The organism is Paenibacillus kobensis NBRC 15729, assembly GCF_004000825.1.
Taxonomy (GTDB): Bacteria; Bacillota; Bacilli; order Paenibacillales; family Paenibacillaceae; genus Paenibacillus_T; species Paenibacillus_T kobensis.
Genome location: NZ_BILZ01000059.1, coordinates 1 through 22435 on the forward strand (window position 1 = coordinate 1; position 22435 = coordinate 22435).

A 22435-nucleotide genomic window follows, 5' to 3' on the forward strand; every position below is an offset into this window, starting at 1 on the left:
CTTATTTCTGTGTATGCGACGTTACTTCAACGTTAAGAGTCCCTGGAAGACACTTATTTGCTCTCCCACGCACCATCAGGTGCGCCGGGCGGCACATTAAGAGTCCCCGCGGGACTCTTATTTCTGTACATGCGACGTTACTTCAACGATAAGAGTCCCTGGAAGACACTTATTTGCTCTCCTCGCTCCTGTCTGCCGCCTCCATACCATCCCTAAGCTAATTGTGCGATAATGAATTAACGAATTAACGGTCTCCCATACATCCGTGCGAAAGGACTCCGATTCAATGAAATGGCTCAGCCACGCTGTAACCCGTTGGATTGCCGCAATAGCCGCTTGTTTTGTTATTTTGTTTCTTATTCCAACGCCCTATTATTTGTACCAGCCCGGTACCGTCGAACGATTATCTTCCCTGGTTACTGTAGACCAAGGGCACAAAGACAGCGAAGGCTCGTTCAACCTGACGACCGTACTGTCCATCAGGGCCAGCAATGTGGCGACGTTGCTATATGGGATGCTGCATCAGGACACTGAAGTCCGCAAAGCTTCCGATGTGAAAGGCAACTTGACCGATGCCGAGTATGTACGCGTCCTTACCCATATGATGGCCGCCTCGCAGCGCACATCGACCGCATCGGCGCTGTCGCAATCCGGACAGAAAGTCGATACGAACGTTAGAGGCCTGTTTCTGACGATGATACAGCCCGGCTCGAAAGCGAAAGGCATTCTTCGGATCGGTGATATTATCACGTCCGTCGATAACGAGTCCGCCGTTTCTGTCGAATCGGTCAGCCAATATTTCTCCACAAACAAGAAACCCGGCGATACCGTCCAGCTCAAGGTGGAACGCGGAGAGTCCCAACTGACGGAGCAGGTGAAGCTCGTACCGCTCGGCGCCGATGCGCATCCCGGACTGGGACTGACGCTCGAACCGGAATATGACGTCTCGTCAGAGCGCAAAGTTAACTTCACCGCCTCGGAGATCGGAGGACCTTCTGCCGGTCTAATGTTCTCGCTCGAAATTTTGGACCAGCTGCTGCCGGAGGATTTGACGCACGGCCTCAAAGTCGCTGGAACGGGGACAATCGATATGAAAGGCAATGTCGGTCAAATCGGCGGAATCCGCGATAAAATCATCGCTGCTCATCTTGCCGGCGTCGACCTGTTCTTCTGCCCGAAAGATCCCGAAGGAACGAAGGGCAATGCGCAGGATGCTATCGATGAAGCGAAGAAACGCGGCTACAGCCTCCGAATCGTGCCAGTCAGTACGCTCGCCGAAGCGGTCGACTACTTATCGAAGCTTCAACCATCCCAATAACAAAGCCAGCCGAAAGGAAGCCGTCCCATGCCCGAGCAGCAAGAAGATACAAGACATGAACATGATTATATGATGTTCCAGCTTAATCCGCTGCCCGGCGAAAGCGAGCTTGCCGTCCTGTTCTCCGGCGAGGGACGGCCTCACCCGCTCCATAAAATCGGACCGGCTGTGCACGAGTACGTGCTCGTTCATACGGTACTGTCCGGCAGCGGAACCTATACAGCGCGCGGCCGGACGTATACATGCCGCGCAGGCGATTCGTTCATTATTTTTCCGGGAGAACTGTTCTCCTACCAAGCCGATGCGCTCGATCCGTGGCACTACGTATGGGTCAGCTTCATCGGATCGAGTGCGCAGGCGCTGCTTGCAACCGTCGGCATTACGCCAGAGAAACCGATCGTAGCAGGCGGCCGGCTTACGGATATTCGAACTTTGTACAGCTCGCTGATGGACAGCTTGTCGAAGACGGACGAACCTAGAATTGCAGACTTGGAATCATCTGGATGGCTGCGGCTGCTGCTCAGTTGCCTCGGTCAAGCGAACCGCGCCGAGCCCGCTATAGCCGTCGACACCACCGCAATCGACCGCCAGATTGAGCAGGCCATCCGGTTCATGTCGCTCCATTACGCACAGCCGGTTTCGATCGAACAGCTGTCCCGGACGCTTGGTTACCACCGCACGCATCTGAGCCGTATGTTCAAGCGAATGACGGGGTTGTCGCCGAAGCAGTATTTGATGCAGATTCGGCTGGAGAGAGCACAGAAGCTGCTGACGGATACAACGATGCCAATCGATCAAGTCGCCGTTTCGGCTGGATTTAATGATGCTTTGTATTTCTCCAAAAAGTTCCGCAGTTGGGCTGGGGCCTCTCCGTCCGCTTACCGTCAAGCCTCCGTCCTCCGTGATGAATGATTCGGGAGGCAGCTTATGCGGGTCGATCACCCAAGGCCTGACCCTAACTAAAAAAGGACCGCAGATGTTCGCACATCGGCAGTCCTTTTTTTTGACTATATTGCGCCGGCTTGATCGACCACCCTTAATTCGCCGACATACCAATCGATCATATCTTCTGGAACAGCGTTCGTAATGTCAGCCCTGTGTTTCTCTAATTCGTTCTCCGATATGTAAACGGTAATTCTGTTCTTCTTAATGTCTACGATCGACATATAAATGCCAAGATCTTTCTTCGAATTTATAATCTTATAGCTTTCTTCGAGCTCGGACTCGCTGTACTTCACATAGTTGATATTTACTTTATTCGGTTGCTCGCTTGCGTCCAACAGCTTCTTCTCAAGATCGGGATTGCTCTTGGAAGCGACCTGAATCACGATGGATCCGGATTCATCCACATACGATCCGCCATCGGATTCAGGAGCTAATTGTTTGACGATATCCATTAACTTGTTCATTTCCTCCGCACGTTTCTGATCCATCATGGCCTTCGTCACATCGGATTGTTCTTCAACAGCACTCGGAATAGAAAACGTTGCCGAAGGGATCCCAATATCCCGATATTGCGGCCCATCATTTCTTAGCACGCCGTTTCCATAGACAATACTTATGCCCGCAACCCCTAATAAGGCAAGTGTTATGACGGAATAAGTAACTGTTTTTCGTTTCATACATTCACTTCCTCCAATTCAATAAACATCCACCCTTTAAGCACATAGATAGACTGAAAAAATAATAAAAAAGTTGCATCCCATCCACCCATCCGCCATTCTTCCCGCAAGAGCAGCAGTATGTATATGGCGCTCATGAAAAAACACCTCCAAGTTACCTGCCATATCTAAAGACATGGAAGGTCATCTTGAAGGTGTTCGGTTCAGCTATAGATGATAAGAATCGGCCAGCTCGCATTTGCAATCGTGCCGGACCGGATGCAGTCCCGTCTTCTGCTTCGCAGTGAACAGCTCAGCGCCGTTCCTTACGAAATACCGCTCTGTCTTGAATCGAACGAGCCTCGCAACCAGCATAACCGCTCCATATCCGATGGCCATCAGCAGCGGCCGCTCCGTATAAGCCGCAACGCAGCTTGCGACTCCAAGAAGTGCAAACGCCGGTGCGAGCGACAGCTCCGCCTTCCACTCGACCCGGATGACGCCCGCCCCGTCGCATTCCCTGCAACAGCTGTTAGCGTGAATATTCACCGGATGCTGGCTGCCCTCATCCGGTGCGAGCCATATGCTATGATCATTCTCTTGTCCGAGATACCCGGCATTATAGACTAGCGCTTCCTCACGCCTGCTCTTACGGATGGAGACGGAACCCGTACCTGTTCGCCGATCCCGCCAGCGCAAAGGGGCATAGCCCGAGAACGGATCTTCGACGAACGGATCATCCGCATTCGGGTCGGCAATCGGCCGGTACAACGGCTTGATCGGTTGCCGGATTCGTCCTGAGATGACGCTAACGTCCCCATTTGCCTCACTCCGTTCACAAGCGTCATTCCGGACATGCGCCTCCGGCATTGGTGCAGCCGAAGCCAAGTCCGCTGCCGTACCGCTGCCTCCGCATGCCTTACATTTGTAATACACCGTTCGAAGTTTAGCCTGTTTGTCCATCGTTCTCCCCCCTTTCGCTAAGTCTGAACGGAAGCTCCGTCCGCCTTGTTAATCGTTATGCCGGAACCGCTTTGCCGCGGAAGCTTCCGCCGTCCCTTCCATCGCCAGCCTACCATTACAGCCCGGAACAGCTCATCGAGCATTAAGCCGATCAATGCTCCCATTACACCCATGTCGAGCAGGACGCCGAACACATAAGCGCCGCCTGTTGCGAATATCCACATGCCAAGTACCGTGTTCAGCGCGACGAACTTCGCTTCGCCCACCGCATTCATCGACTGCATGAAGGCGTATGTCCACGTTCGCATCGGCTGCCAAATGATACACCAGAAGAATAACGGCAGTACTGCTGTAATGATGGCCTCGTCCGTCGTAAACCATCGGAGTGTGGAATCACCGAACAAATAAAGCAGAATGGCCAGCGCAATCGTGGGCAGCACGCCGAGCGCCGCCGCCCGGTAAGGCGCCTTGTACACCTCGTCGTAAAGCTTCGCGCCGTACTTCTGTCCGACTTGAATCTGGACAGCCATTCCGATGGATTGGCCAATGAGCCATGGGAGCTGCTGTATGATGTTGAAATACGAGTTCGCCGCCAGCTGAACCGCGCCGAGCGAGGAAATGATGGCTAGCTGCACGATTTGCGAATAGCCCCATGAAGCAGCCGTCCCAAGGTTCGGCAAGCCAATGCCGACCATCTCCTTCAAGATCGGCTTGTCGAATCCGCGCCAGTCGCTCCGCTGGAACTTGACCGGGAACGAGCGCAGCAGCAGCCATATTCCAGCCGCCATCGCCAGCGACCGGCTAATAATCGTCGAGACGCCGAGCCCTTCAATGCCGAGCTGCGGCAGGCCGAGCTTACCGAATATAAAGCCATAGTTCAAAATGATATGAACGATATTCATGCCGATCGCAATCATCATCGGTCCGCGTGTATTGCCCGTATTGCGGATCATGACCGTCGTCATCATGTTGATTTCCGTTAGAATAGAGCAAGCGCCGATCATCGCCAGATAGGTTGCCGCCATAGGCGCTACTTCTGCCGGCGCTCCCATCAACCGGACGATATCGCCGGCACCGATCGCAAATAGTACGCTAATGACCGCCCCGCCGATTACGCCGACCTTCAGCGCCATGGCGGCTGCCCGTCTTGCCGCCTCCGGATTGCCGGCCCCCCACCTTCGCGCGATGACGATGCCCGCTCCCCCATTAATAAGCACAAATACGGTGAGCAATGAGCGAAGCACCTGATTCGACAGTCCAACCGCCGATACGGCATCGTCTCCAAGACTGCTGACCATCATCGAGTCGGCCGTTCCCATCAAAAATTGCAGCAGCAGCTCTATGGCAATAGGCCAAGCGAGTACCATCAGCGACATCGATCTGTCTGTGCGTGTTGTTGCAGTTGCAGCCATAGCCTTTCAGAAGCCTCCCTGAGTTGTTAAACGATTTTGCTAATAAGCCGCATCCGTCCGCACAACGTGAGCCCGTCTGCCGCACTCATGCTATACGGTATAAAAGCAGTGTGATAACATTAACCAATATAGAACTTATCGAGCATAAAGTCTTACTGCTTCTTGTTCATTATTATCCCGATCTTGCTAAATTGAACTTGTGTGTGAAGGGAGTCCTATCGATGCGCGGAGAATTATATGAGAATACGTTGATGGACGATCCTGCTCTTCCGATCAACGTCTTTCACCCTACTTTCAAAATCGGAGGCAAGCTGCGCCTGCATTGGCATGAGCATTTCGAGCTCATCTACATCGACCGCGGCAAGCCTATCTATCAAATCGGCGGTCAACCGTTCCCGACAAAGCCCGGCGACCTGTTGTTCGTCAACAGCGGCGAGCTGCACGCTGCCGTCTCGCCGAGTCCGAACGAGACGTTCACTGTCTATGCCGTCGTCTTCAATCCGTCCATGCTTGGCTTGAAGGAGCCGCATATCGTCGACCTCGTCGCGCCGTACACGGCCGGATTGTCGATGGTTGCGAACCGGATACAGCAGACGGATGAGTGGTACCCCACGCTGCGCGATACGCTGATGCAATTGGTCGACGAATTCGAGCAGAAGCGCCCCGGCTTCGAACTGGCCGTCCGTTCGTATTGCCAGCTGCTGTTCACTTGGCTGACCCGCCAGTATACGGTGAAACGGCGCAGCGACAGCGAGATGGAAGCGTTCCGCGCGAAGACCGACCGGTTCAAGGAGCTGCTGACTTTCCTGGAGACGAGCTATATGGAGCGCATTACAGTCGAGCAGGCCGCCTCGATCGTGCATATGAGTTCGTACCACTTCTGCCGTCTGTTCAAAAAAATGACCGGCCAGACGTTCGTCCAATACACGAACCTGAACCGGATCAACAAAGCAGAGCATCTGCTGAAATATTCTTCGCTCAGCATAACCGACATCGCCGCCGAAGTCGGCTGCAGCAGCATCAACAGCTTCTCCAAGCTGTTCCGCCAGCTGCGGGGCATTTCGCCGCGCGACATCCGGCGCGATGCGGCAGGCAGCTAAGCTAGCCATCTAGCGCCTCTTGCATTCGAATCGTTATTTCGGTATACTTCTTGTAAATTTCAGATCGACATTATGCCGATGATGAGCATCCAACTCGGAGGCGTTCCCGTCAAGGCTGCCGCCGTCGCCCGCTGCGACCGCGCCATTGCCCTAAGTTTTCCGGCCCCGCCCGTTACCGCGGAACCAAAGAGGATCGCCGCGGCTTATGCCGGGCGGTCAAATTGGGTGGCACCGCGAGTCTAGAACGCTCCTCGTCCCAACAGGATGAGGGCGTTCTTTGTTTATTTACCGGAACAAACAACGGACAGGAGCGGTGCACATGTTAGACATGAAATGGATTCGGGAACATGCAGATGAGGTACAGCGGGCGGCAGACGGCAAGCGGATTGCGCTGAATATTGGCGAATTGCTTGCGGCGGACGACGAGCGAAGACGCTGGATGCGAGAGACGGAGCTGCTTCGCGAGACTCGCAACCGGGCATCGCAGACGATCGGACGGCTTATGCAGGAAGGCGACCGGGAGCAAGCGGGCAAGCTTCGCAGCGAGACGGCGCAGATGCTCGAGCAGCTGCATGAGGCAGAGCGGCGGCTCGCGGAGGCCGAGCAGGTATGGGGGCAGCTCATGCTGCGCGTCCCGAATATCGTATCGGCGGATACGCCTTGGGGCGAATCGGATGCGGATAATGTGGAGATGCGGCGGACCGGCGAGCCGCCTGCCTTCGAATTCGAGCCCCGCAGCCATGTCGTGCTCGGCGAGCTGCACGGGCTGCTTGATTTGGCGCGAGGCGTGAAGACGGCCGGAGCACGGCACTACTACTTGCGCGGGGCGGGCGTACTGCTGCACCGCGCTGTCCAGCAGCTTGCGCTTGACCTTCTGCTGGAACGCGGCTTCATGCCGCTGGATGTACCTTTGTCGGTGCGCCATGAGGCGATGATGAACACCGGATTTTTCCCGCTGGGGCAGGATCAGAGCTACAAGATTGAAGAGGAAGACCGCTGGCTCGTCGGTACGTCGGAGGTACCGTTGATCGCGTATTACAGCAATGAAGTCATCGACGTATCGGAGCCGGTCAAGCTGGCAGCCGCTTCGATGTGCTTCCGCAGCGAGGTCGGATCGGCCGGACGCGATGTGCACGGATTATACCGCGTACACCAATTCGCCAAGGTCGAGCAGATCATACTGTGCGAAGCCGACTTCGACGTATCGGAGCGGCTGCTTCAAGAGATTACAGCGAATGCCGAGGAACTGCTGCACTTGCTGGAGCTGCCGTACAAAGTGATGGCCGTCTGCACAGGCGACATGTCGCAGAAAACGTACAAACAGTTCGACATCGAGACGTGGATGCCAAGCCGCGGCGCTTACGGAGAAACGCACTCGTCGTCGAACGTGGCCGATTTTCAAGCGCGGCGCTCGAACATCCGGTACCGCGATGCTGACGGCAAGCTTCGCTATTGTCACACGCTCAATAACACGGCGGTCGCATCGCCGCGCATTCTTATTCCGCTGCTCGAGAATCATCAGGAGGCGGACGGCTCGATCCGCATCCCGCAAGCGCTCCGCCGTTATATGGGCGGCATGGAACGGCTCGTCCCTCCTGCCGCATTGACGGAGCCGAGGATGATGTAGCCCCTAATAGCAGACGTACGCAGGCGGCAAATTCGCCGTGCGTGCGTCTTTCTTTTATAATAGAACGGGACTGGCCCGCACACCGACCCATTAATTGACGTCTACGTTACATAATATGACAAATACTACTAGAGGATTTAGGAGCAATTTGTCGAAATCTATTAACATCTCATTTTTCAGATAGAACAGGTGATGACCATGCTTCATGTTTTAGGCTTGCGGCGTAAATATAAAATTACGCTTCCGATGCTGCTGTCCGCATTAGCGGCTTTAACCGTGTTATTGACGCTTATTGTTACAATTACGGCATCCTACCAGTCCCAACGGCGGACGCTGTACGATACGACATTGCAGATGAACAATTCCAGCGCGGACAAAATGAGTCTGACGATGGATTCGCTGTTCCAGGCGATGCGCCTTAGCTTGCAGACGACGGCCGGTTACTTGAAAGATAATGACTATTCGTCCGAGAAGGACGTATTGGACCATCTTGAATATACGCGCAATGCAAGCAGCTACTTCAACTCCATCTTCTGGGTGGACACGAATGGAGTCGTGCAAAGCATTTCGCCGCCCGCCGTTGCCCTGAAAGGAACCAAGCTGAAGACGGCCGCTTCCAAGGAAGCTCTTGCATCGCGCAAACCCTATTTGTCCATGCCCTATATCAGTACGACGGGAAGGCTGATCGTGCTGATGTCCGAGCCTCTGTTCGACGCGCAAGGGAAATACCGGGGCTTTATTGGCGGGACGATCTATCTGCAGGATAAAAATGTGCTCAGCACCATCTATGGAAGCAATATGATCGACAATGCCGGCTCGTACTTTTATGTCGTCGACCCGAGCGGCAAGCTGATCTACCATCCCGACAAGACGCGTCTTGGGGAGGATGTGACCGGCAACGAAGTCGTGAAGCTGCTGATGACCGGACACACCGGAGAAGCCAAAGTGAAGAATACGAGAGGACGGACGTTCCTTGCGGGCTTCGCTACCGTTGCCGACAACGGCTGGGGCATCGTCGTTCAATCGCCGGTCGAGACGATCTACGCGCAGCTTAATCAACAGATCCGTTCCACAAGCCTGTATATGGCAATTCCGTTTCTGATCATTATGCTCGTGGCGATCTACGTGGCGCGGAGACTGGCTTCCCCGTTCGCTATGCTGACTGACTATGTCGGCCAAGCGATGGAAGGCGCCAAGCTGCCGCCCCCTGTTAAGCCGAATCATTGGAACCGGGAAGCGAATGTGCTCACTCGAACGGTCGTGATCGCCGTCGAGGCGCTGCGCAAGCAATCGGAGGCGATGACACAAGCTGCAATGGTCGATCCGCTGACCGGATTAATGAATCGGCGGGCGATGGAAGACTTGCTTGGCAAGTGGACGTCGCTGGACGAGCCATTCGGCATGATCGTCATGGACATTGACCGGTTCAAATGCGTTAACGACACGCTTGGCCATCAGGTCGGCGACGAAGTACTCAAATGTCTGGCCTCTGTCGTCCAGCGTTCGGTTAGGGCAGACGACATATGCTGCCGATTCGGCGGCGAAGAATTCGTCGTCCTGATGCCAGGAAGCAAAGCCGAGGAGGCGTTTCAGCTCGCCGAGCGGATCAGGCAGACGATGGAGAGGGAGAAGACGCCTGCCAAGCGCACCGTCACCGTATCGCTTGGTGTCGCCGCGTACCCGGCGCATGGACGCGAGCCCTACTCCTTGTTCAAAATGGCGGATGAAGCGCTCTATATAGCAAAAGAATCCGGCCGAAACCGCACGATGCTCGCCGGCACAGCTGCTGAGCACGAACTAATCGACAGCCGCGATTAACGCGGATGCGAGTGCGCAGGATGCGAGTGCGGCATAATCGCCCCCAATTTTGGGGGCGATTTTTTTTGCATGGAGCTGATAGCGGCAGTTGGTCACACCAGTTACCTCGTTCATCGGCGCTCTTTCATCACTTTATGTGTCACAACAGACCTGGTACCTCGCTCCATATCCGAATAGAGCAGAAGAATCAGCACTATTGGCCAGAAGCGCAGTAGGTGAATAGAGCAGAAGAATCTGCGCTATTGGCCAGAAGGGAGTGCGCAGCAGGCGAATAGAACAGAAATATCTGCGCTATTGGCCAGAAGGGAGTGCGCAGCAGGCGAATAGAACAGAAATATCTGCGCTATTGGCTAGAAGCGGGTACGCAGCAGGCGAATAGAACAGAAATATCTGCGCTATTGGCCAGAAGGGAGTGCGCAGCAGGCGAATAGAACAGAAGAACCTGCGCTATTGGCCAGATATCTGGTACCTAGCTCCAGACCTGGTACCTCGCTCTTCGGCACTCTTGCATCACTTTTTGTGTCACAACAGACCGGTTACCCTCTCATCGACGCTCTTGCATCACTTTTTGTGTCGCAACAGACCGGGTAGCTCGCTCGTCGGCAACCTCACCCCTCAACGGTTGGACGATGCGGCGTACGGCTGGCGGCCGTCCGTGGAGCGGTAATGGTCCAGCACGAAGTCGCGGAACTTCCGGGCAGCGGGCGACAGGAAGCGGCGCGCCTTCCACTCGATTCCGATCTCGAATGTATTCACCGGCGCCTCGAGCGGAATCCACGCGATACCCTCCAGCGACAAACCTTTCGTCTTCGGCAGCAGCGATACGCCGAGCCCGGCGGACACGAATCCAGCCACCGTCGGCAAATCCTCCGCTTCATACGTGCTGACCGGCTTCGCTCCGGCGCTAGCCAGCATCTCAACGATCGACTGCTGCAAGCCGCAGCTCGGACATATACCGATGTATGGCTGACCCTCCAATTCGTTCAGCTTGATTGAGCTTCTGCCAGCCCACTCGTGGGACGCGGGTGCGACAGCGTACAACTCGAAGGAACCAATCGGTTCCCACTCGATGCCTCCCATGAACTCACGTTTCATGCCGAAGCCGAAATCGCTCTTCCCCGCGTCGACCCTGGCGCATACGTCGGTCGACGTTCCTTGATGCAGATTAAACCGGATGCGCGGATGAACCTTATGGAATTGGCGCAGCAAATTGGGGATCGATGAAGTTCCGAGCACATTCAAGAACGAAATCTCGACAAGACCCGAATCCGGATCGGCCAGCTCCTCAATCTCCCGCTTTCCATGGGCAATCTCCTGCATAACACGCTCAACCCGAGCTGCGAACAGCTCGCCGTACCGGTTAAGCTTCACGTTCCTCCCGCTCCGTTCGAACAGCTGAACGCCAAGCTCATCCTCCAGCTTTCCAAGCGAATGGCTGAGCGCAGGCTGTGTAATCGCCAGCTCCTCCGCCGCTCTCGTCACATGCTGCAATCTCGCCACGGTTAGAAAATACTCCATCTGTGCAAGCTCCATTCCCGATTCCCCTTCCGTCCAATTCATAAATACAATTCATGGTATCTATGAAAACAATAAATTAGACGTAATGAGTTGTCAAATTTTACAATGGATCTGCAGCCGGTGCATTCGAACGAAACGTGCTGGCGCTTCCTAATTAACCGAAAGAAAGGCTGTGAATCGATCATGACCCAACCACAACCCGTATCAGCAAGCCGGGGACTCCAATTGTTCCTGCTATGTTTTGGTGTCTTCGTCGTCTACTTGGACTCCACCATCGTCAACGTCGCTATGCCCGCCATTCAAACCGACCTGAAGCTGGGTCTCCAAGGCTTGCAGTGGATTTTCGATGCGTATGCACTCGTCTTTGCTTCACTGCTGCTTGCAGCCGGTGCGGCTGGAGACCGGTTCGGCCACAAACGAGTGTTCATCGCCGGTATGATCGGCTTTACCGTTGCCTCCATTCTATGTGCCTTGGCGAATTCTTCCGGCACGCTTATTGCGGCACGAACGCTGCAAGGCGCGTGCGGTGCACTGCTTATGCCCGTCTCGCTCGCCATTATCCGGCTGCTGTACGACACACCGGCTGCCCGCGCCAAAGCAATCGGCATATGGGCAGGCATCGGCGGACTAGCCCTTGCATCGGGTCCCGTTCTGGGAGGCTGGCTCGTTGAACGATTCGACTGGTCGAGCATTTTCTGGATTAACGTTCCGATCGGCCTGATCGTCGTGGCTGGACTGGTAGCTAAGCTTCGGCTTCCCGTCTCGGCGGCACATGGGCGGAAGCCGTTCGACGCTGCCGGGCAGTTGTTGTTCATCGCATCGATCGGAGCGCTGGCCTACGCCATCATCGAAGGTAATGCAGCAGGATGGTCGTCGGCTGAGGTGCTCGCTTCCTTCGCTCTGTCTGCTGTTGCCGGCATCCTGTTTATCATTCAGGAACTCCGTCACCGCAATCCGCTCGTCCCGATTAGCCTGTTCCGGAATCCCGCATTCATCGTCGCTTATTTGACCAATTTCCTCACGTTCTTCGGCTTATTCGGCGTTATCTTCCTGATGACGCTGTACCTTCAGCAGGTCGAAGGTTTAAGTGCCGTCGACACAGGCGTGCGCTTCCTTGCCCTTACGCTGGCCATCATGCTAGGATCTATCTTCGGCAGTCCGATCGCCTCCCGCGTTCCACCTCGTATCCTCGTACCACTCGGCTCGCTGATGGCGGCCGCTGGCCTCTTCGGCTTAACTTCCGTCGAAGCCGGAATCAGCTATTGGTCATATGCTTGGGCATTGGCGCTTGTCGGCCTCGGCATTTCGCTCACCGGCTCCTCATCGACGGTTGCGCTGATGAGCGCAGCAAGGCCGGAGCAGGCAGGCATCGCCTCCGGCATTATGAACACGTTCCGCCAGATGAGCGCCGTATTCGGCGTCGCTCTCGCCGGCGTCTTCGTGACGGGACGTCTTCGCAACGACGGACCCAGCCTCCTCGCGGAGCTCGGCCTGCCCGGCGACTTGCGCGAGAAAGCTGCCGGAGCGCTGGCGAACGGCCCCGCTCAGTCAGACGCGCTGCTTGCGCTGCCGGAGCAATGGCGGCAGACTACCGCTTCCGCAGGAGCATCGCTGTTCGTCGACGGCATGCACGACCTGCTGCTTGCGGCAGCAACTGCCAGCCTCTTATGCGGCACTATCGCCTTCGCGTTGTTGACTCGTCACGCAAGGAAAGCACGGATGAATACAGCGGCCGATCAGGCCCGCGCCCATTCTGCCAGTTGACACACATTCGCCTTGAAAGCGATCAAGATCTCCCTTGTCACTTTACAGAAAAAGGATAAAATAATGACCATAGCCACATGTCGGCTGCGGTCATTATTTTGGTCTAATAGGAGGCTATCACCTTGATCTTAACCGTCATCCCCGCTGCGGCTGCCATTGTACTAGCTGCCATCGGCCTGCTTCATCTCTATTGGGCTTTCGGGGGAGCTTGGGGAGGCCGGGCAGCAGTTCCTGAGACACTAAGGGGAAAACCGTTATTTATCCCTGGCCGGATCGCGACGGTCCTTGTCTCCGCCGCGCTCTTCGCCGCTGCTGCCTTAATCGCCATACAGGCCGACCTGCTGCCCCGGCCTTCCGGTTCGGAATGGATCGCCTGGGGATGCCGCGGCGCAGCAGCCGTATTCGCTCTGCGCACAATCGGCGACTTCCGCTATGTCGGATTGTTCAAGTCCGTTCGCTCGACGCGATTCGCCCGCTACGATACACGCCTATTCACCCCGCTCTGTTTCTTGCTATGTCTTGCCTTCATCACCGCTCTAATTGACCGGACCGGCAATAGGCCGCTCTGAATCAGAAGCATGTCGATTCCTGCACAATGTGCAGAAAATTTTATCCCCTGATGTTCCAGGGAGGCATCAAGCCTGCATAAAGTGCATTAGTTTCACGTACGGACTCCGATATTTCGCTCAAAGCGATGAAAATTACTGTACACCATGCAGTAATTTAACCCCTGATGCTCCAAGGCGGCATAAAGCCTGCATAAAGTGCAGTAATTGTGGCGATTCCGACGCTTCATCCTCGAACCCGAGCTCTCTACTTACTGTCAACAGCGCAACACAGCGCAACACAGCGCAACAACAAAGCCGCCCGGCCGACCTTAGCGGTCAGCAGGGCGGCTTTTCGCTTCTGGCGATCATCCAAAGATAGACTCCGCCATGAAGCATCTCTTCCCCTATTTACTTCCGGTGCATCTTAAACTCCAGGAACAGCTCATTGTAGTGAGCGAGCATCCGCTTGCCGAGATTTTGATACACTTCGAGCTTCTCTGTCAGCTCCGGCGAAGGATAGAACCGCTCATCGCCGGATATTTCCTCATCCAGCAGTGCAAGCGCGTCCTTGTTCGGCGTCGAATAACCGACATACTCCGCGTTCCGTGCAGCATGTTCAGGATCAAGCATGAAGTTCATGAACTTGTATGCCCCTTCGATATTGCGGGCCGTCTTCGGAATGACCATATTGTCGAACCACAGGTTCGAGCCTTCCTCCGGTACGACATAGTCGAGTTTCTCATTCTCGCCCATAATTTCCGACGCATCGCCCGACCAGACGACGCCGGCTGCCGCTTCTTCGTTCGCGAGCAGCATCTTGATCTCGTCGCCGACGATCGCCTTCACGTTCGGCGTCAGCGTGCCGAGCTTGCTCTTCGCCTCTTGCAGATGCGCCTCATCCGTATCGTTGAGCGAGTAATGCAGGCTGTTCAGTCCGAAACCCATCACTTCACGCGCGCCGTCTACGAGAAGAATGTTGTTCCGAAGTCGCTTGTCCCACAGATCGTTCCAGCTCTTAATCTGCCAGCCGTCCAGCATTTCCGGATTGTAGACGATGCCGACCGTTCCCCAGAAATACGGAATCGAGTATTCGTTGCCGGGGTCGAACGACAGGTCGAGAAACCGTGGATCGATATGGTTCAAATTCGGCAGCTTGCTGTGGTCGATCGGGTGCAGCAGTCCTTCTTCTTTCATTTTGCTAATCGCATACTCAGAAGGGACGCTCACATCGAACGTCGTGCCGCCCTGCTCGATCTTCGTCATCATCGCTTCGTTCGAGTCGAACGTCTGGTAGATGACCTTCAGGCCGCTCTCTTCCTCGAACTCGGCGATCAGATCCGGGTCGATGTAGTCGCCCCAGTTATAAATCGTCAGCGTATTGCTGCCCCCATAGCCTTCCGACGAATTCAGCACATGTACGCCGTACATCAGACCGAAGGCGACGACGAAGACAACAATAAACATCCGAACGAGCTGTTTCATCGCTGCGCCTCCATTCCCGGCGGACGGTTGCCACGCTGATTAATATAGTAGTACCCGATCACAAGCAGTACCGTGAACAGGAAGATGAGTGTCGACAGCGCATTAATCGACAGCGAAATGCCTTGCCGTGCACGCGAGTAAATCTCAACAGCCAGCGTTGAGTACCCGTTGCCCGTTACGAAGAACGTCACCGCGAAATCATCTAACGAATACGTCAATGCCATAAAGAAGCCCGCGAAGATTCCCGGCCGAATGTACGGCAGCATAACCTTCGTCAGCACGTCGGTCCGGCTTGCGCCAAGATCGCGCGCGGCGTCTATCCACGTCGAGCTCATTTCCTCCAGCTTCGGCAGCACCATGATGACGACGATCGGCACGCTGAACGCAATATGCGCGAGCAGCACCGAGACGAATCCGAGCTTAATGCCAATCATCGTGAACAAAATAAGAAACGAAGCGCCGATAATAACGTCCGGGCTAACGATCAGTACGTTGTTCAACGCCAGCAGCGTATTGCGCGGGCGGCGGCGGCGAATCTGCTGGATCGCGAGGGCGCCCAGCACTCCGATGATCGTCGATATCGCCGACGACAGCAGTGCGATCACGAGCGTGTTCAGCACGATAATGAGCAGCCGCGTATCTGCGAACACTTCCTTGTACCAGTCCAACGTGAAGCCTTCGAAGTCATGCATCGCTCCGCCGCTGTTGAACGAGTACAGCATCAGATAGAAGATCGGCGAGTACAGCACGGCGAACACGGCGATCAGATACAGATTGGACCATTTCCATCGCGAACGGGAACGGCCTGTCCGGCCTTTGGATACAACATCGCTCATGATGCCTTCACCTCCCGCTTCTTCCGGTTACCCGTCAGCACCATAATGAGCGCCATGACGATCACGAGGAACACGGCGATCGTCGCGCCCATTCCCCAGTCCTGCGTCACGAGAAAATGCTGCTCGATCGCAGTGCCGAGCGTAATGACGCGGTTGCCCGCGATCAGACGCGTAATCATGAACAGCGACAGCGCCGGAATGAATACCGCTTGGCAGCCCGCCTTCACGCCGTTAATCGTCAGCGGGAACACCACGCGCCGGAACGTCGTCCACGGCGAAGCGCCGAGGTCGCGCGCGGCGTCGATGAGCGACGGATTCATTTTCTCAAGCGCATTGAACACCGGCAGAATCATGAACGGGATAAAAATATAAACCGACACGAACACGAAGCTGAAGTCGGTGAACAAAATTTGCTGCCGGCCGATGCCGACCGTCTCCAATACCGCATTCGCGAAGCCATAAGTGCCGAACAAGCCGAGAAACGCATACGCCTTGAGCAGCAGGTTGATCCAGCTAGGCAAAATAATAAGCAGCAGCCACAGCTGCTTATGCTTCGCCTTCGTCAGCAGGTACGCAGCCGGGTAAGCGATCAGCAGCGAGAACGCGGTAATCAGAAACGCATACCAGAACGAGCTGAACGTCATGCGCATATAGACCGGCGTGAAAAAGTCGGCATAGTTGCGGAATGTGAAATTGCCTTCGATATCGAACAGCGAATAATAAACGACCAGCGCAATCGGCGCTATGACGAACAGCACGATCCATGCTGCGTACGGGATCAGGTACAGATTACGCGACTTAACGGACATGGACGGCCTCTTCCTCGTCCGACCCCGTATCCGAATCCGCGTAAGCTTCCAGACGGCGGTCGAACTCTTCCTCCGTCTCATTGAAACGCATAACATGAATCGCTTCCGGATCGAAATCGAGCCCGATCCATTCGCCGACCGTTGCCCGTTTCGTCGAGTGGACCATCCATTCATTGCCCGCTTCATCATATGCGATAATTTCGTAGTGTACGCCGCGGAACAGCTGCGTATCGACGCGAACCTTCAGCTTGCCGTTATCCGACGCCGTCATCTCCAAGTCTTCCGGGCGGATGACGATCTCGACCGGCTCATTCGGATGGAAACCGCCGTCGACGCAGTCGAACGTCCGGCCGCCGAATTCCACGACATAGTCCTCGACCATCCGGCCCGGCACGATGTTCGATTCGCCGATAAAGTCGGCTACGAATCGGTTGATCGGCTCGTCATAGATGTCGATCGGCGTACCGCTTTGCTGGATCGTCCCTTTGTTCAACACGAATATCTCGTCCGACATCGCCAGCGCTTCTTCCTGATCATGCGTGACGAATATAAACGTAATGCCGAGCCGCCGCTGCAGCTCCCGCAGCTCGTACTGCATCTCCGTGCGCAGCTTCAGATCGAGCGCGGAGAGCGGCTCGTCGAGCAGCAGGATTTCCGGCTCGTTCACGATCGCACGGGCAATAGCGACGCGCTGCCGCTGGCCGCCCGACATTTCCGTAATCTCGCGGCTTTCGTAGCCTTCGAGATTGACGAATTTAAGCGCTTCGCGCACTTTGGATGCGATAACGTCATTTTTCAGCTTTTTGATCCGCAGGCCGAACGCGACATTTTCGAAAACGTTGAGATGCGGGAACAGCGCGTAATCCTGGAATACGGTGTTCACCTGGCGGCGGTTCGCCGGCACTTCGTTAATTCGTTTGCCGTGAAAATAAATCGTTCCTTCGGACGGCTCCATGAAGCCGGCGATGAGACGCAGCACCGTCGTTTTGCCGCAGCCGGACGGACCGAGCAGCGTATAAAACTTGCCGCGTTCAATCTCGAAACTGACGTCATTGAGCACGGGCGCATCGTTGTCGTAACGCTTCGTCACGCGCTCGAAACGAATAATCGTATTCGTGTCACTCACTGGTCATTTCTCCTTTATGTAACGGGATTCGCAACCCCAATCATTTCTATACGCCCTCATTATATAGGATGGGGAAATTAGTGCAATATTTAATCGCAATGCCTGGCTATAGAGGAAAAAATTACGGTTGCATGGCGCGAAAATGAGTTTCGCAGCGTCTCCAAACTTTGGATCCAGCCGTTGTGACACAAAATGTGATGCAACAGCGTCTCCATAACTGGCAAACAAAAAAAGGAGCCCCAATAGCTCCTTGCAAATACTTTATTCTGATACAAGGTCGTCGCCTGCTTGCTTCCGGCGTATCGTCTTCACGAACCATCCTGCCGCCAACACCGCAAGCAGAACAGCGGTCCCGAGCAGCACGCTCCAGTTCCATTCGGGTACAGGCAGCCCAAGAATGCTCAGCAGTCCTATTTCATCATAGAGTATCTTAGGATCCTCCGCCTCACCGAACCATCCGATATAAATAGTCGAGTCGCCTTTCATCCAGACGTACCAGCCTCGAAAAATATCTTGTACCACGCTAAACGCAGCTAGACAGAGAGCATTTTGCGCCAAGAGCAAATACGTCAGCTTCGCTTGCCTCGACCTCGCGATGGCCCGAACCGTTAAGACGAATATCACAATATACAAAGCAACGAAGAGCAGGTACTTCGGAGCAGTAGGTTCAACCTTCTCGTAGCGAATGAGGCCGCCAGTACTCCAAGCCAGCACATACAAAAGCAGCAAGCTGCTGACCGTTACAGTTGTAAATTTCGCCCATCGCATGGTGACATTTTCCTCTCTATCGCCTCAGCATTTTCCATACTCTCAGCCAACCGCTCAATTCCGGCGTATCGTCTTCACGAACCAGCCTATCGCCAACACTACCAATAGAACAGAAATCCCGAGCAGCAAGCTCCAGTTCCATTCCGGAACAGGCACCCGAACGGCGTACAGCAAGCCAATGTCATCATACAGGAACTCTGGATCTTCCCGCACCTCATACCATCCGAGAGAAATATACGTGTAGCCTCTCACCCATGCGTACCAGCCTCGAAAAATATCTTGCAGCACGCTAACCGCAGCTAGACAGAGAACATATTGCCCAAATAACAGATACGCCAGTTTCGCTCGCTTCGACTTAGCGATGGCTCGCACCAAGACGACGAATAACGTAATGTACAGCGCAAAGAGAATGACGAACTTTATGAAAACAGGTTCAACTCTCTCATAGAGCATGGTATAGCCCGCACTCCAAGTCAGCACATACAAAAGCAGCAAGCTGCTGACCGTTATAGTTGTCAATTTCGCCCAACGCATAATAACGTTTTCCTCTCTATCGCTTCAACGTTTAATGTAAATATCGGCGAAGAAAATACTAAAGTTTACCTTTTCTTCATATGGAGGTAAAGGTATTTCCCTAACATCAAAAAGCTCCGCCGAACCATTACGAGAATGGCCATGGCGGAGCTGTATCGTAACATATTCCTTCTTACTTGCTAATAATCCAGAACTGCCCTGCCTCACTCGTGAACAACGACTCCTTGGCGGTCACCCGTCCGTCGTTCTTCACGCCTTCGTCGATGAGCCTGTCATTGCCGTAATGCGTATAACGAGTGTTATCGATATTCGGATCCAGCACATCGATCCACCATTCGCCGTTCTTCTTCAAGATGTTGTGCAGCAAAATATAATGCCCGCCGCCCGTAAAATGACCCGGACGCATCGACGCAATGACGATCGGTCCCGGCTGTGACAGTGCGGCGCGCACGTCGTTCCAATCCGACGTCTGGCTGCACTTCAAGCCATAGACGGACGCGATCCGACCGAAGAAGCCCCAGGCCGTTCCGTTGTCATCCGTCCGGAATCCGTTGTCGAGCGCGAATTTGCAGGTAGCAGGCGGTTCCACTTTATTGCCGGTCAGCGTCGTAATCGCCATCGCCATGCAAGTCGGCCCGCAGCCTGAAGTGGCGATCGTCTGGCTCCGGTCCTGCCTGTTGGAGTACAACACAGTTTTCCACCGGGGATCCTCTTGACTGTAGTAGACCGGTTCGCGGTCTGTCGGTGCCGGCGTCGGCTGGCCGCGGTCCTCGCTGCCATCCGCCCGCTTCGCGCCCGGCGCGAATAACACCTTCCACGATTGCGGCCCGATCTTGCCCTCCGAAGCCCCCGCATTGCCCAACTGATTCGCCTTCTTGAACGCATTGACAGCAAACAGCGTATTGGCACCGAATTTACCGTCAGCCACGAGAGCCGCGCCAGCAGCACCGGTGTAGCCAAGCGCATTGAGCCGGTCTTGCAGTTGCTTGACCGCAGCCTTCGCCGCAGCAGGATCTAGGCCTAACACTTCTTCTGGAATTTGCGGCATCGCGTTATTATCCGGCATATTCATATCCCTCCCATAGTTAGCGGCAGATCGCCTTTATACACCAAGAAGCTTTCCTAAGCGGCTGCAAACATGCTGGGCTTCGGAAAGCTTCTGCGTTTCGTTGTTCTTTGGCGCGAGTGTGCCTCAGAGGTTGGATTACTGGATCCCTTTCAACGGCCAATAATCGGCCGGCGCGGGAGATGGTCCAAGCGACGATGTCGGCAGCGGGGCCGTTGCCGCAGCAGGAGTCGCCGTCTCGGCTGGAGCTGCTGACGGCACTTCCTTCTTGACCGACACGTGAACGTGCAGCTTATTCTCGTACCAGACCCAGTCAAAGCCGGCCTCCTTGGCCAACTCGCCGAGCCGACCAAGCAATTTGGGCTCCTCTGGTGCCTCCGGCTGGTCACCTGTCACCGTAAGGTCAGCCGCGCGCCCCTCATAGTGGAGGCTGATTTTGTGTTGCGTTCCGTCATGCTCTTTGGTGCCGTCATCCCACACATCCGTCGGGCGCAGCTTCCGGTCCGGCCATTCCGCCTTGACGAGCGCCGCAAGCTTATCGAGTTTCTCCTTCATCCGCGGGGTCATGAGATAGTCATCGCCGTTATGCTCTTCGTCCTTAAACTCGATGTCGGCATTGTCGTTCTTGACGAGTTTTTTGAAATCGTCCGAGTCCCGTATGATTTTGGCAACCATCGCTTCCGAGTTATCACTCTCCGAAGGAGTCGGATATGTCTCTTTCAACTTCATCACTTTCTTGATGATTTCGGCTTTGACAGCCGGCTTATCCGAGCCGCCGAGCGACTTGATGAGCTTATCGAGCGGAGCCGAATCGCCGGCCATGGACATATTCGGTCCGGTCAGCGCGCTGTATTTGCCTCCCGAAGGAGCAGCCGGCGCCATCGACATTTGAGGTCCGCCTGCTCCGCCGGCGCGCAAATAGTTCAGCACCGCGCTGTTGCCGAAGCTTTGTTGCGCCGATGCCATCTCGCTCTGCGGAGGCAGACTGGAACCTGGCACTGGCTGAGGCGCCGTCTTGGCAGCATTACTTTTGCTTTCCGGCTGCGTCGTCTTGCCCATTGTTCTTCGTCCCTTCCGTCATAAACTGGTCGATCCGGTTCATCCGCTCTTTCCATGCTTCCAAGTATTCGGCGTTCGTAATCTGCTTGCCCGCCCCTTCTTTCGTATAATGCTCTTTGTCGGTCGGGGTCATATTGCCTTTCTGATTCTTGCCGATCTTGGCATCCGGCTTCTCATAGATGCCGCGCATCCCGTTAAACCCTTGCTGGTGGGCGAAATACAGATTCTGCGCGCTTTCCTCCAATAAAAGTTCGTCCGTGCCTGTACCAGCAGCTTTATCTGCTTCAGCGGCAGGAGATTCGATCAAATTGACCGGCACCGGCCGTTTCTGGATCACTTCATTGTTATGCGCCTGAATTTGTTTCAAGTTATATTTCGCATAGATGGCGCCGACCAGAACGTTCAATCTCGGATCGGACTTTACGTCCTCCCACGTCACCGCGCGTGACTCCTCGGCCCCTTCATCCTTCACTTTCAGCGTATTGAACAGCTTCTTCACGGAGGGCTTATCCCGCGCATCCTGGAATGCGCCTTCTCCGAGCTGCATCAGCCCGTAATAAGCGCCGTTGTGGCTGTTCTTGTTGCCTGCCGACTCCATAATAATCATCTTCTCGAGCGTCGCGGCGTCGATGCCGGTCAGCTCTGCCGCTTCCTTAACCGCCGCCTGGATGACTTTATCTTTGCGAATTTTGTCCCATGCTTTCTTGTCGTCGGCTTTCTTCTCCTCCCGCTTCGCATTCAGCACCTCCGCCGGCGTAGGCGGCCGGGCGACAGCTGCGAATGCTTCCGCCTGTTCCACCGACAGCGGCTTGCCGCCCGCTTGGGACATATTGGGGCCGTCGTTCTCTATTCCGTATCGGGCTGTTCCAATCGTAGGTCTAGCAAACGACATTTGACCGGGCAGCGGTCCCGACTGCAAATATTTCAGTACAGCGCTGTTGCCGTAAGTTTGCTGCAATTGCTCCGCCGCCCAGGGAACCGCAGCAGCCGGGGCCGGTTGCACTGCGGAACCTTTCGCCGGCTTCGCGGCGGATTTGACCACAGCTTTCCCCTGCTTGCTCTCGGCTTGTTTATTTGCCACCGGCA

General features: G+C 55.0%; 21 protein-coding genes. 7 read left to right on the forward strand and 14 right to left on the reverse strand.

Features of this window, described 5'->3' with window-relative positions; all coding sequences use genetic code 11:
• Positions 1–286: 286 nt before the first annotated feature.
• A complete protein-coding gene (locus PKO01S_RS23840; protein WP_127533951.1) occupies positions 287–1318 on the forward strand; it encodes a SepM family pheromone-processing serine protease in 1032 nt (343 codons plus the stop codon).
• A 27-nt stretch (positions 1319–1345) separates the two neighbouring features.
• Positions 1346–2230 (forward strand): AraC family transcriptional regulator, encoded by an 885-nt coding sequence (locus tag PKO01S_RS23845; RefSeq protein ID WP_127533952.1) that lies wholly within the window; start codon positions 1346–1348, stop codon positions 2228–2230.
• Between the two features lie 95 nt (positions 2231–2325).
• On the opposite strand, the gene PKO01S_RS23850 is transcribed toward PKO01S_RS23845, so the two are convergent.
• The 4 genes from PKO01S_RS23850 to PKO01S_RS23860 form a co-directional block, all read right to left on the reverse strand.
• Complete coding sequence (locus PKO01S_RS23850) at positions 2326–2940, reverse strand: hypothetical protein (protein WP_127533953.1); 615 nt, start codon at positions 2938–2940, stop codon at positions 2326–2328.
• Complete coding sequence (locus tag PKO01S_RS28940) at positions 2937–3077, reverse strand: hypothetical protein (protein WP_164779737.1); 141 nt, start codon at positions 3075–3077, stop codon at positions 2937–2939. The genes PKO01S_RS23850 and PKO01S_RS28940 overlap by 4 nt, the downstream gene beginning before the upstream one ends.
• A 70-nt stretch (positions 3078–3147) precedes the next feature.
• Complete coding sequence (locus PKO01S_RS23855) at positions 3148–3882, reverse strand: hypothetical protein (RefSeq protein ID WP_127533954.1); 735 nt, start codon at positions 3880–3882, stop codon at positions 3148–3150.
• Positions 3883–3899: 17 nt separating this feature from the next.
• The gene (locus tag PKO01S_RS23860) at positions 3900–5294 is read right to left on the reverse strand and encodes an MATE family efflux transporter (protein ID WP_127533955.1); all 1395 of its coding nucleotides are present in this window, start codon (positions 5292–5294) and stop codon (positions 3900–3902) included.
• 221 nt (positions 5295–5515) lie between these two features.
• Here PKO01S_RS23860 and PKO01S_RS23865 point away from each other — a divergent pair, with 221 nt between their 5' ends.
• The 3 genes from PKO01S_RS23865 (at position 5516) to PKO01S_RS23875 (ending at position 9839) form a co-directional block, all read left to right on the forward strand.
• The gene (locus tag PKO01S_RS23865) at positions 5516–6394 is read left to right on the forward strand and encodes an AraC family transcriptional regulator (protein ID WP_127533956.1); all 879 of its coding nucleotides are present in this window, start codon (positions 5516–5518) and stop codon (positions 6392–6394) included.
• A 319-nt stretch (positions 6395–6713) separates the two neighbouring features.
• Positions 6714–8021: a serine--tRNA ligase gene (gene serS, locus PKO01S_RS23870; protein WP_127533957.1), complete on the forward strand. Its 1308-nt coding sequence runs from the start codon at positions 6714–6716 to the stop codon at positions 8019–8021.
• Between the two features lie 198 nt (positions 8022–8219).
• Entirely contained in the window at positions 8220–9839 is a 1620-nt protein-coding gene (locus tag PKO01S_RS23875) for a sensor domain-containing diguanylate cyclase (RefSeq protein ID WP_246070706.1), read from the forward strand.
• A gap of 615 nt (positions 9840–10454) precedes the next feature.
• Here PKO01S_RS23875 and PKO01S_RS23880 read toward each other — a convergent pair.
• Positions 10455–11372 (reverse strand): LysR family transcriptional regulator, encoded by a 918-nt coding sequence (locus PKO01S_RS23880; protein ID WP_164779738.1) that lies wholly within the window; start codon positions 11370–11372, stop codon positions 10455–10457.
• 168 nt (positions 11373–11540) lie between these two features.
• On the opposite strand from PKO01S_RS23880, the gene PKO01S_RS23885 reads away from it, so the two are divergent.
• Together PKO01S_RS23885 and PKO01S_RS23890 are read left to right on the forward strand one after the other, a co-directional pair.
• Positions 11541–13121, forward strand: coding sequence for a DHA2 family efflux MFS transporter permease subunit (locus tag PKO01S_RS23885; protein ID WP_164779739.1), 1581 nt, complete (start codon positions 11541–11543; stop codon positions 13119–13121).
• Positions 13122–13243: 122 nt separating this feature from the next.
• Entirely contained in the window at positions 13244–13690 is a 447-nt protein-coding gene (locus tag PKO01S_RS23890) for a DUF3995 domain-containing protein (protein ID WP_246070707.1), read from the forward strand.
• Between the two features lie 387 nt (positions 13691–14077).
• On the opposite strand, the gene PKO01S_RS23895 is transcribed toward PKO01S_RS23890, so the two are convergent.
• The 9 genes from PKO01S_RS23895 to PKO01S_RS23935 all read right to left on the reverse strand — a co-directional run bounded on the left by PKO01S_RS23895 (position 14078) and on the right by PKO01S_RS23935 (position 22430).
• A complete protein-coding gene (locus tag PKO01S_RS23895) occupies positions 14078–15151 on the reverse strand; it encodes an ABC transporter substrate-binding protein (protein WP_127533961.1) in 1074 nt (357 codons plus the stop codon).
• Positions 15148–15987 (reverse strand): ABC transporter permease, encoded by an 840-nt coding sequence (locus PKO01S_RS23900; RefSeq protein WP_127533962.1) that lies wholly within the window; start codon positions 15985–15987, stop codon positions 15148–15150. Before PKO01S_RS23900 ends, PKO01S_RS23895 begins: the two co-directional genes overlap by 4 nt.
• On the reverse strand, positions 15984–16796 hold the full coding sequence (locus tag PKO01S_RS23905; RefSeq protein WP_127533963.1) for an ABC transporter permease: 813 nt from the start codon (positions 16794–16796) through the stop codon (positions 15984–15986). Before PKO01S_RS23905 ends, PKO01S_RS23900 begins: the two co-directional genes overlap by 4 nt.
• Positions 16786–17922, reverse strand: a complete 1137-nt coding sequence (locus tag PKO01S_RS23910) for an ABC transporter ATP-binding protein (RefSeq protein WP_127533964.1) — start codon at positions 17920–17922, stop codon at positions 16786–16788. Before PKO01S_RS23910 ends, PKO01S_RS23905 begins: the two co-directional genes overlap by 11 nt.
• Before the next feature lie 261 nt (positions 17923–18183).
• The gene (locus PKO01S_RS23915) at positions 18184–18690 is read right to left on the reverse strand and encodes a hypothetical protein (RefSeq protein WP_127533965.1); all 507 of its coding nucleotides are present in this window, start codon (positions 18688–18690) and stop codon (positions 18184–18186) included.
• 54 nt (positions 18691–18744) lie between these two features.
• Positions 18745–19224 carry a hypothetical protein gene (locus PKO01S_RS23920; protein ID WP_127533966.1) on the reverse strand — a complete coding sequence of 160 codons (480 nt, stop codon included), beginning with the start codon at positions 19222–19224 and terminating at the stop codon, positions 18745–18747.
• Between the two features lie 172 nt (positions 19225–19396).
• Entirely contained in the window at positions 19397–20290 is an 894-nt protein-coding gene (locus PKO01S_RS23925; RefSeq protein WP_164779740.1) for a C39 family peptidase, read from the reverse strand.
• Between the two features lie 138 nt (positions 20291–20428).
• On the reverse strand, positions 20429–21349 hold the full coding sequence (locus PKO01S_RS23930; protein WP_127533968.1) for a hypothetical protein: 921 nt from the start codon (positions 21347–21349) through the stop codon (positions 20429–20431).
• On the reverse strand, positions 21315–22430 hold the full coding sequence (locus PKO01S_RS23935; protein WP_127533969.1) for a hypothetical protein: 1116 nt from the start codon (positions 22428–22430) through the stop codon (positions 21315–21317). The genes PKO01S_RS23930 and PKO01S_RS23935 overlap by 35 nt, the downstream gene beginning before the upstream one ends.
• Positions 22431–22435 lie beyond the last annotated feature (5 nt).

Bases quoted from the DNA above. Each gene is read 5' to 3' on its own strand.
- PKO01S_RS23895 (WP_127533961.1), bottom strand. From the start codon at position 15,151: ATGAAACAGCTCGTTCGGATGTTTATTGTTGTCTTCGTCGTCGCCTTC.
- PKO01S_RS23875 (WP_246070706.1), top strand. From the start codon at position 8,220: ATGCTTCATGTTTTAGGCTTGCGGCGTAAATATAAAATTACGCTTCCG.
- PKO01S_RS23885 (WP_164779739.1), top strand. From the start codon at position 11,541: ATGACCCAACCACAACCCGTATCAGCAAGCCGGGGACTCCAATTGTTC.
- PKO01S_RS23860 (WP_127533955.1), bottom strand. From the start codon at position 5,294: ATGGCTGCAACTGCAACAACACGCACAGACAGATCGATGTCGCTGATG.
- PKO01S_RS23840 (WP_127533951.1), top strand. From the start codon at position 287: ATGAAATGGCTCAGCCACGCTGTAACCCGTTGGATTGCCGCAATAGCC.
- PKO01S_RS23930 (WP_127533968.1), bottom strand. From the start codon at position 21,349: ATGGGCAAGACGACGCAGCCGGAAAGCAAAAGTAATGCTGCCAAGACG.
- PKO01S_RS23845 (WP_127533952.1), top strand. From the start codon at position 1,346: ATGCCCGAGCAGCAAGAAGATACAAGACATGAACATGATTATATGATG.
- PKO01S_RS23915 (WP_127533965.1), bottom strand. From the start codon at position 18,690: ATGCGATGGGCGAAATTTACAACTGTAACGGTCAGCAGCTTGCTGCTT.
- PKO01S_RS23905 (WP_127533963.1), bottom strand. From the start codon at position 16,796: ATGTCCGTTAAGTCGCGTAATCTGTACCTGATCCCGTACGCAGCATGG.
- PKO01S_RS23865 (WP_127533956.1), top strand. From the start codon at position 5,516: ATGCGCGGAGAATTATATGAGAATACGTTGATGGACGATCCTGCTCTT.
- PKO01S_RS23880 (WP_164779738.1), bottom strand. From the start codon at position 11,372: ATGGAGCTTGCACAGATGGAGTATTTTCTAACCGTGGCGAGATTGCAG.
- PKO01S_RS23855 (WP_127533954.1), bottom strand. From the start codon at position 3,882: ATGGACAAACAGGCTAAACTTCGAACGGTGTATTACAAATGTAAGGCA.
- PKO01S_RS23925 (WP_164779740.1), bottom strand. From the start codon at position 20,290: ATGCCGGATAATAACGCGATGCCGCAAATTCCAGAAGAAGTGTTAGGC.
- serS (WP_127533957.1), top strand. From the start codon at position 6,714: ATGTTAGACATGAAATGGATTCGGGAACATGCAGATGAGGTACAGCGG.
- PKO01S_RS23920 (WP_127533966.1), bottom strand. From the start codon at position 19,224: ATGCGTTGGGCGAAATTGACAACTATAACGGTCAGCAGCTTGCTGCTT.
- PKO01S_RS23900 (WP_127533962.1), bottom strand. From the start codon at position 15,987: ATGAGCGATGTTGTATCCAAAGGCCGGACAGGCCGTTCCCGTTCGCGA.
- PKO01S_RS28940 (WP_164779737.1), bottom strand. From the start codon at position 3,077: ATGAGCGCCATATACATACTGCTGCTCTTGCGGGAAGAATGGCGGATG.
- PKO01S_RS23850 (WP_127533953.1), bottom strand. From the start codon at position 2,940: ATGAAACGAAAAACAGTTACTTATTCCGTCATAACACTTGCCTTATTA.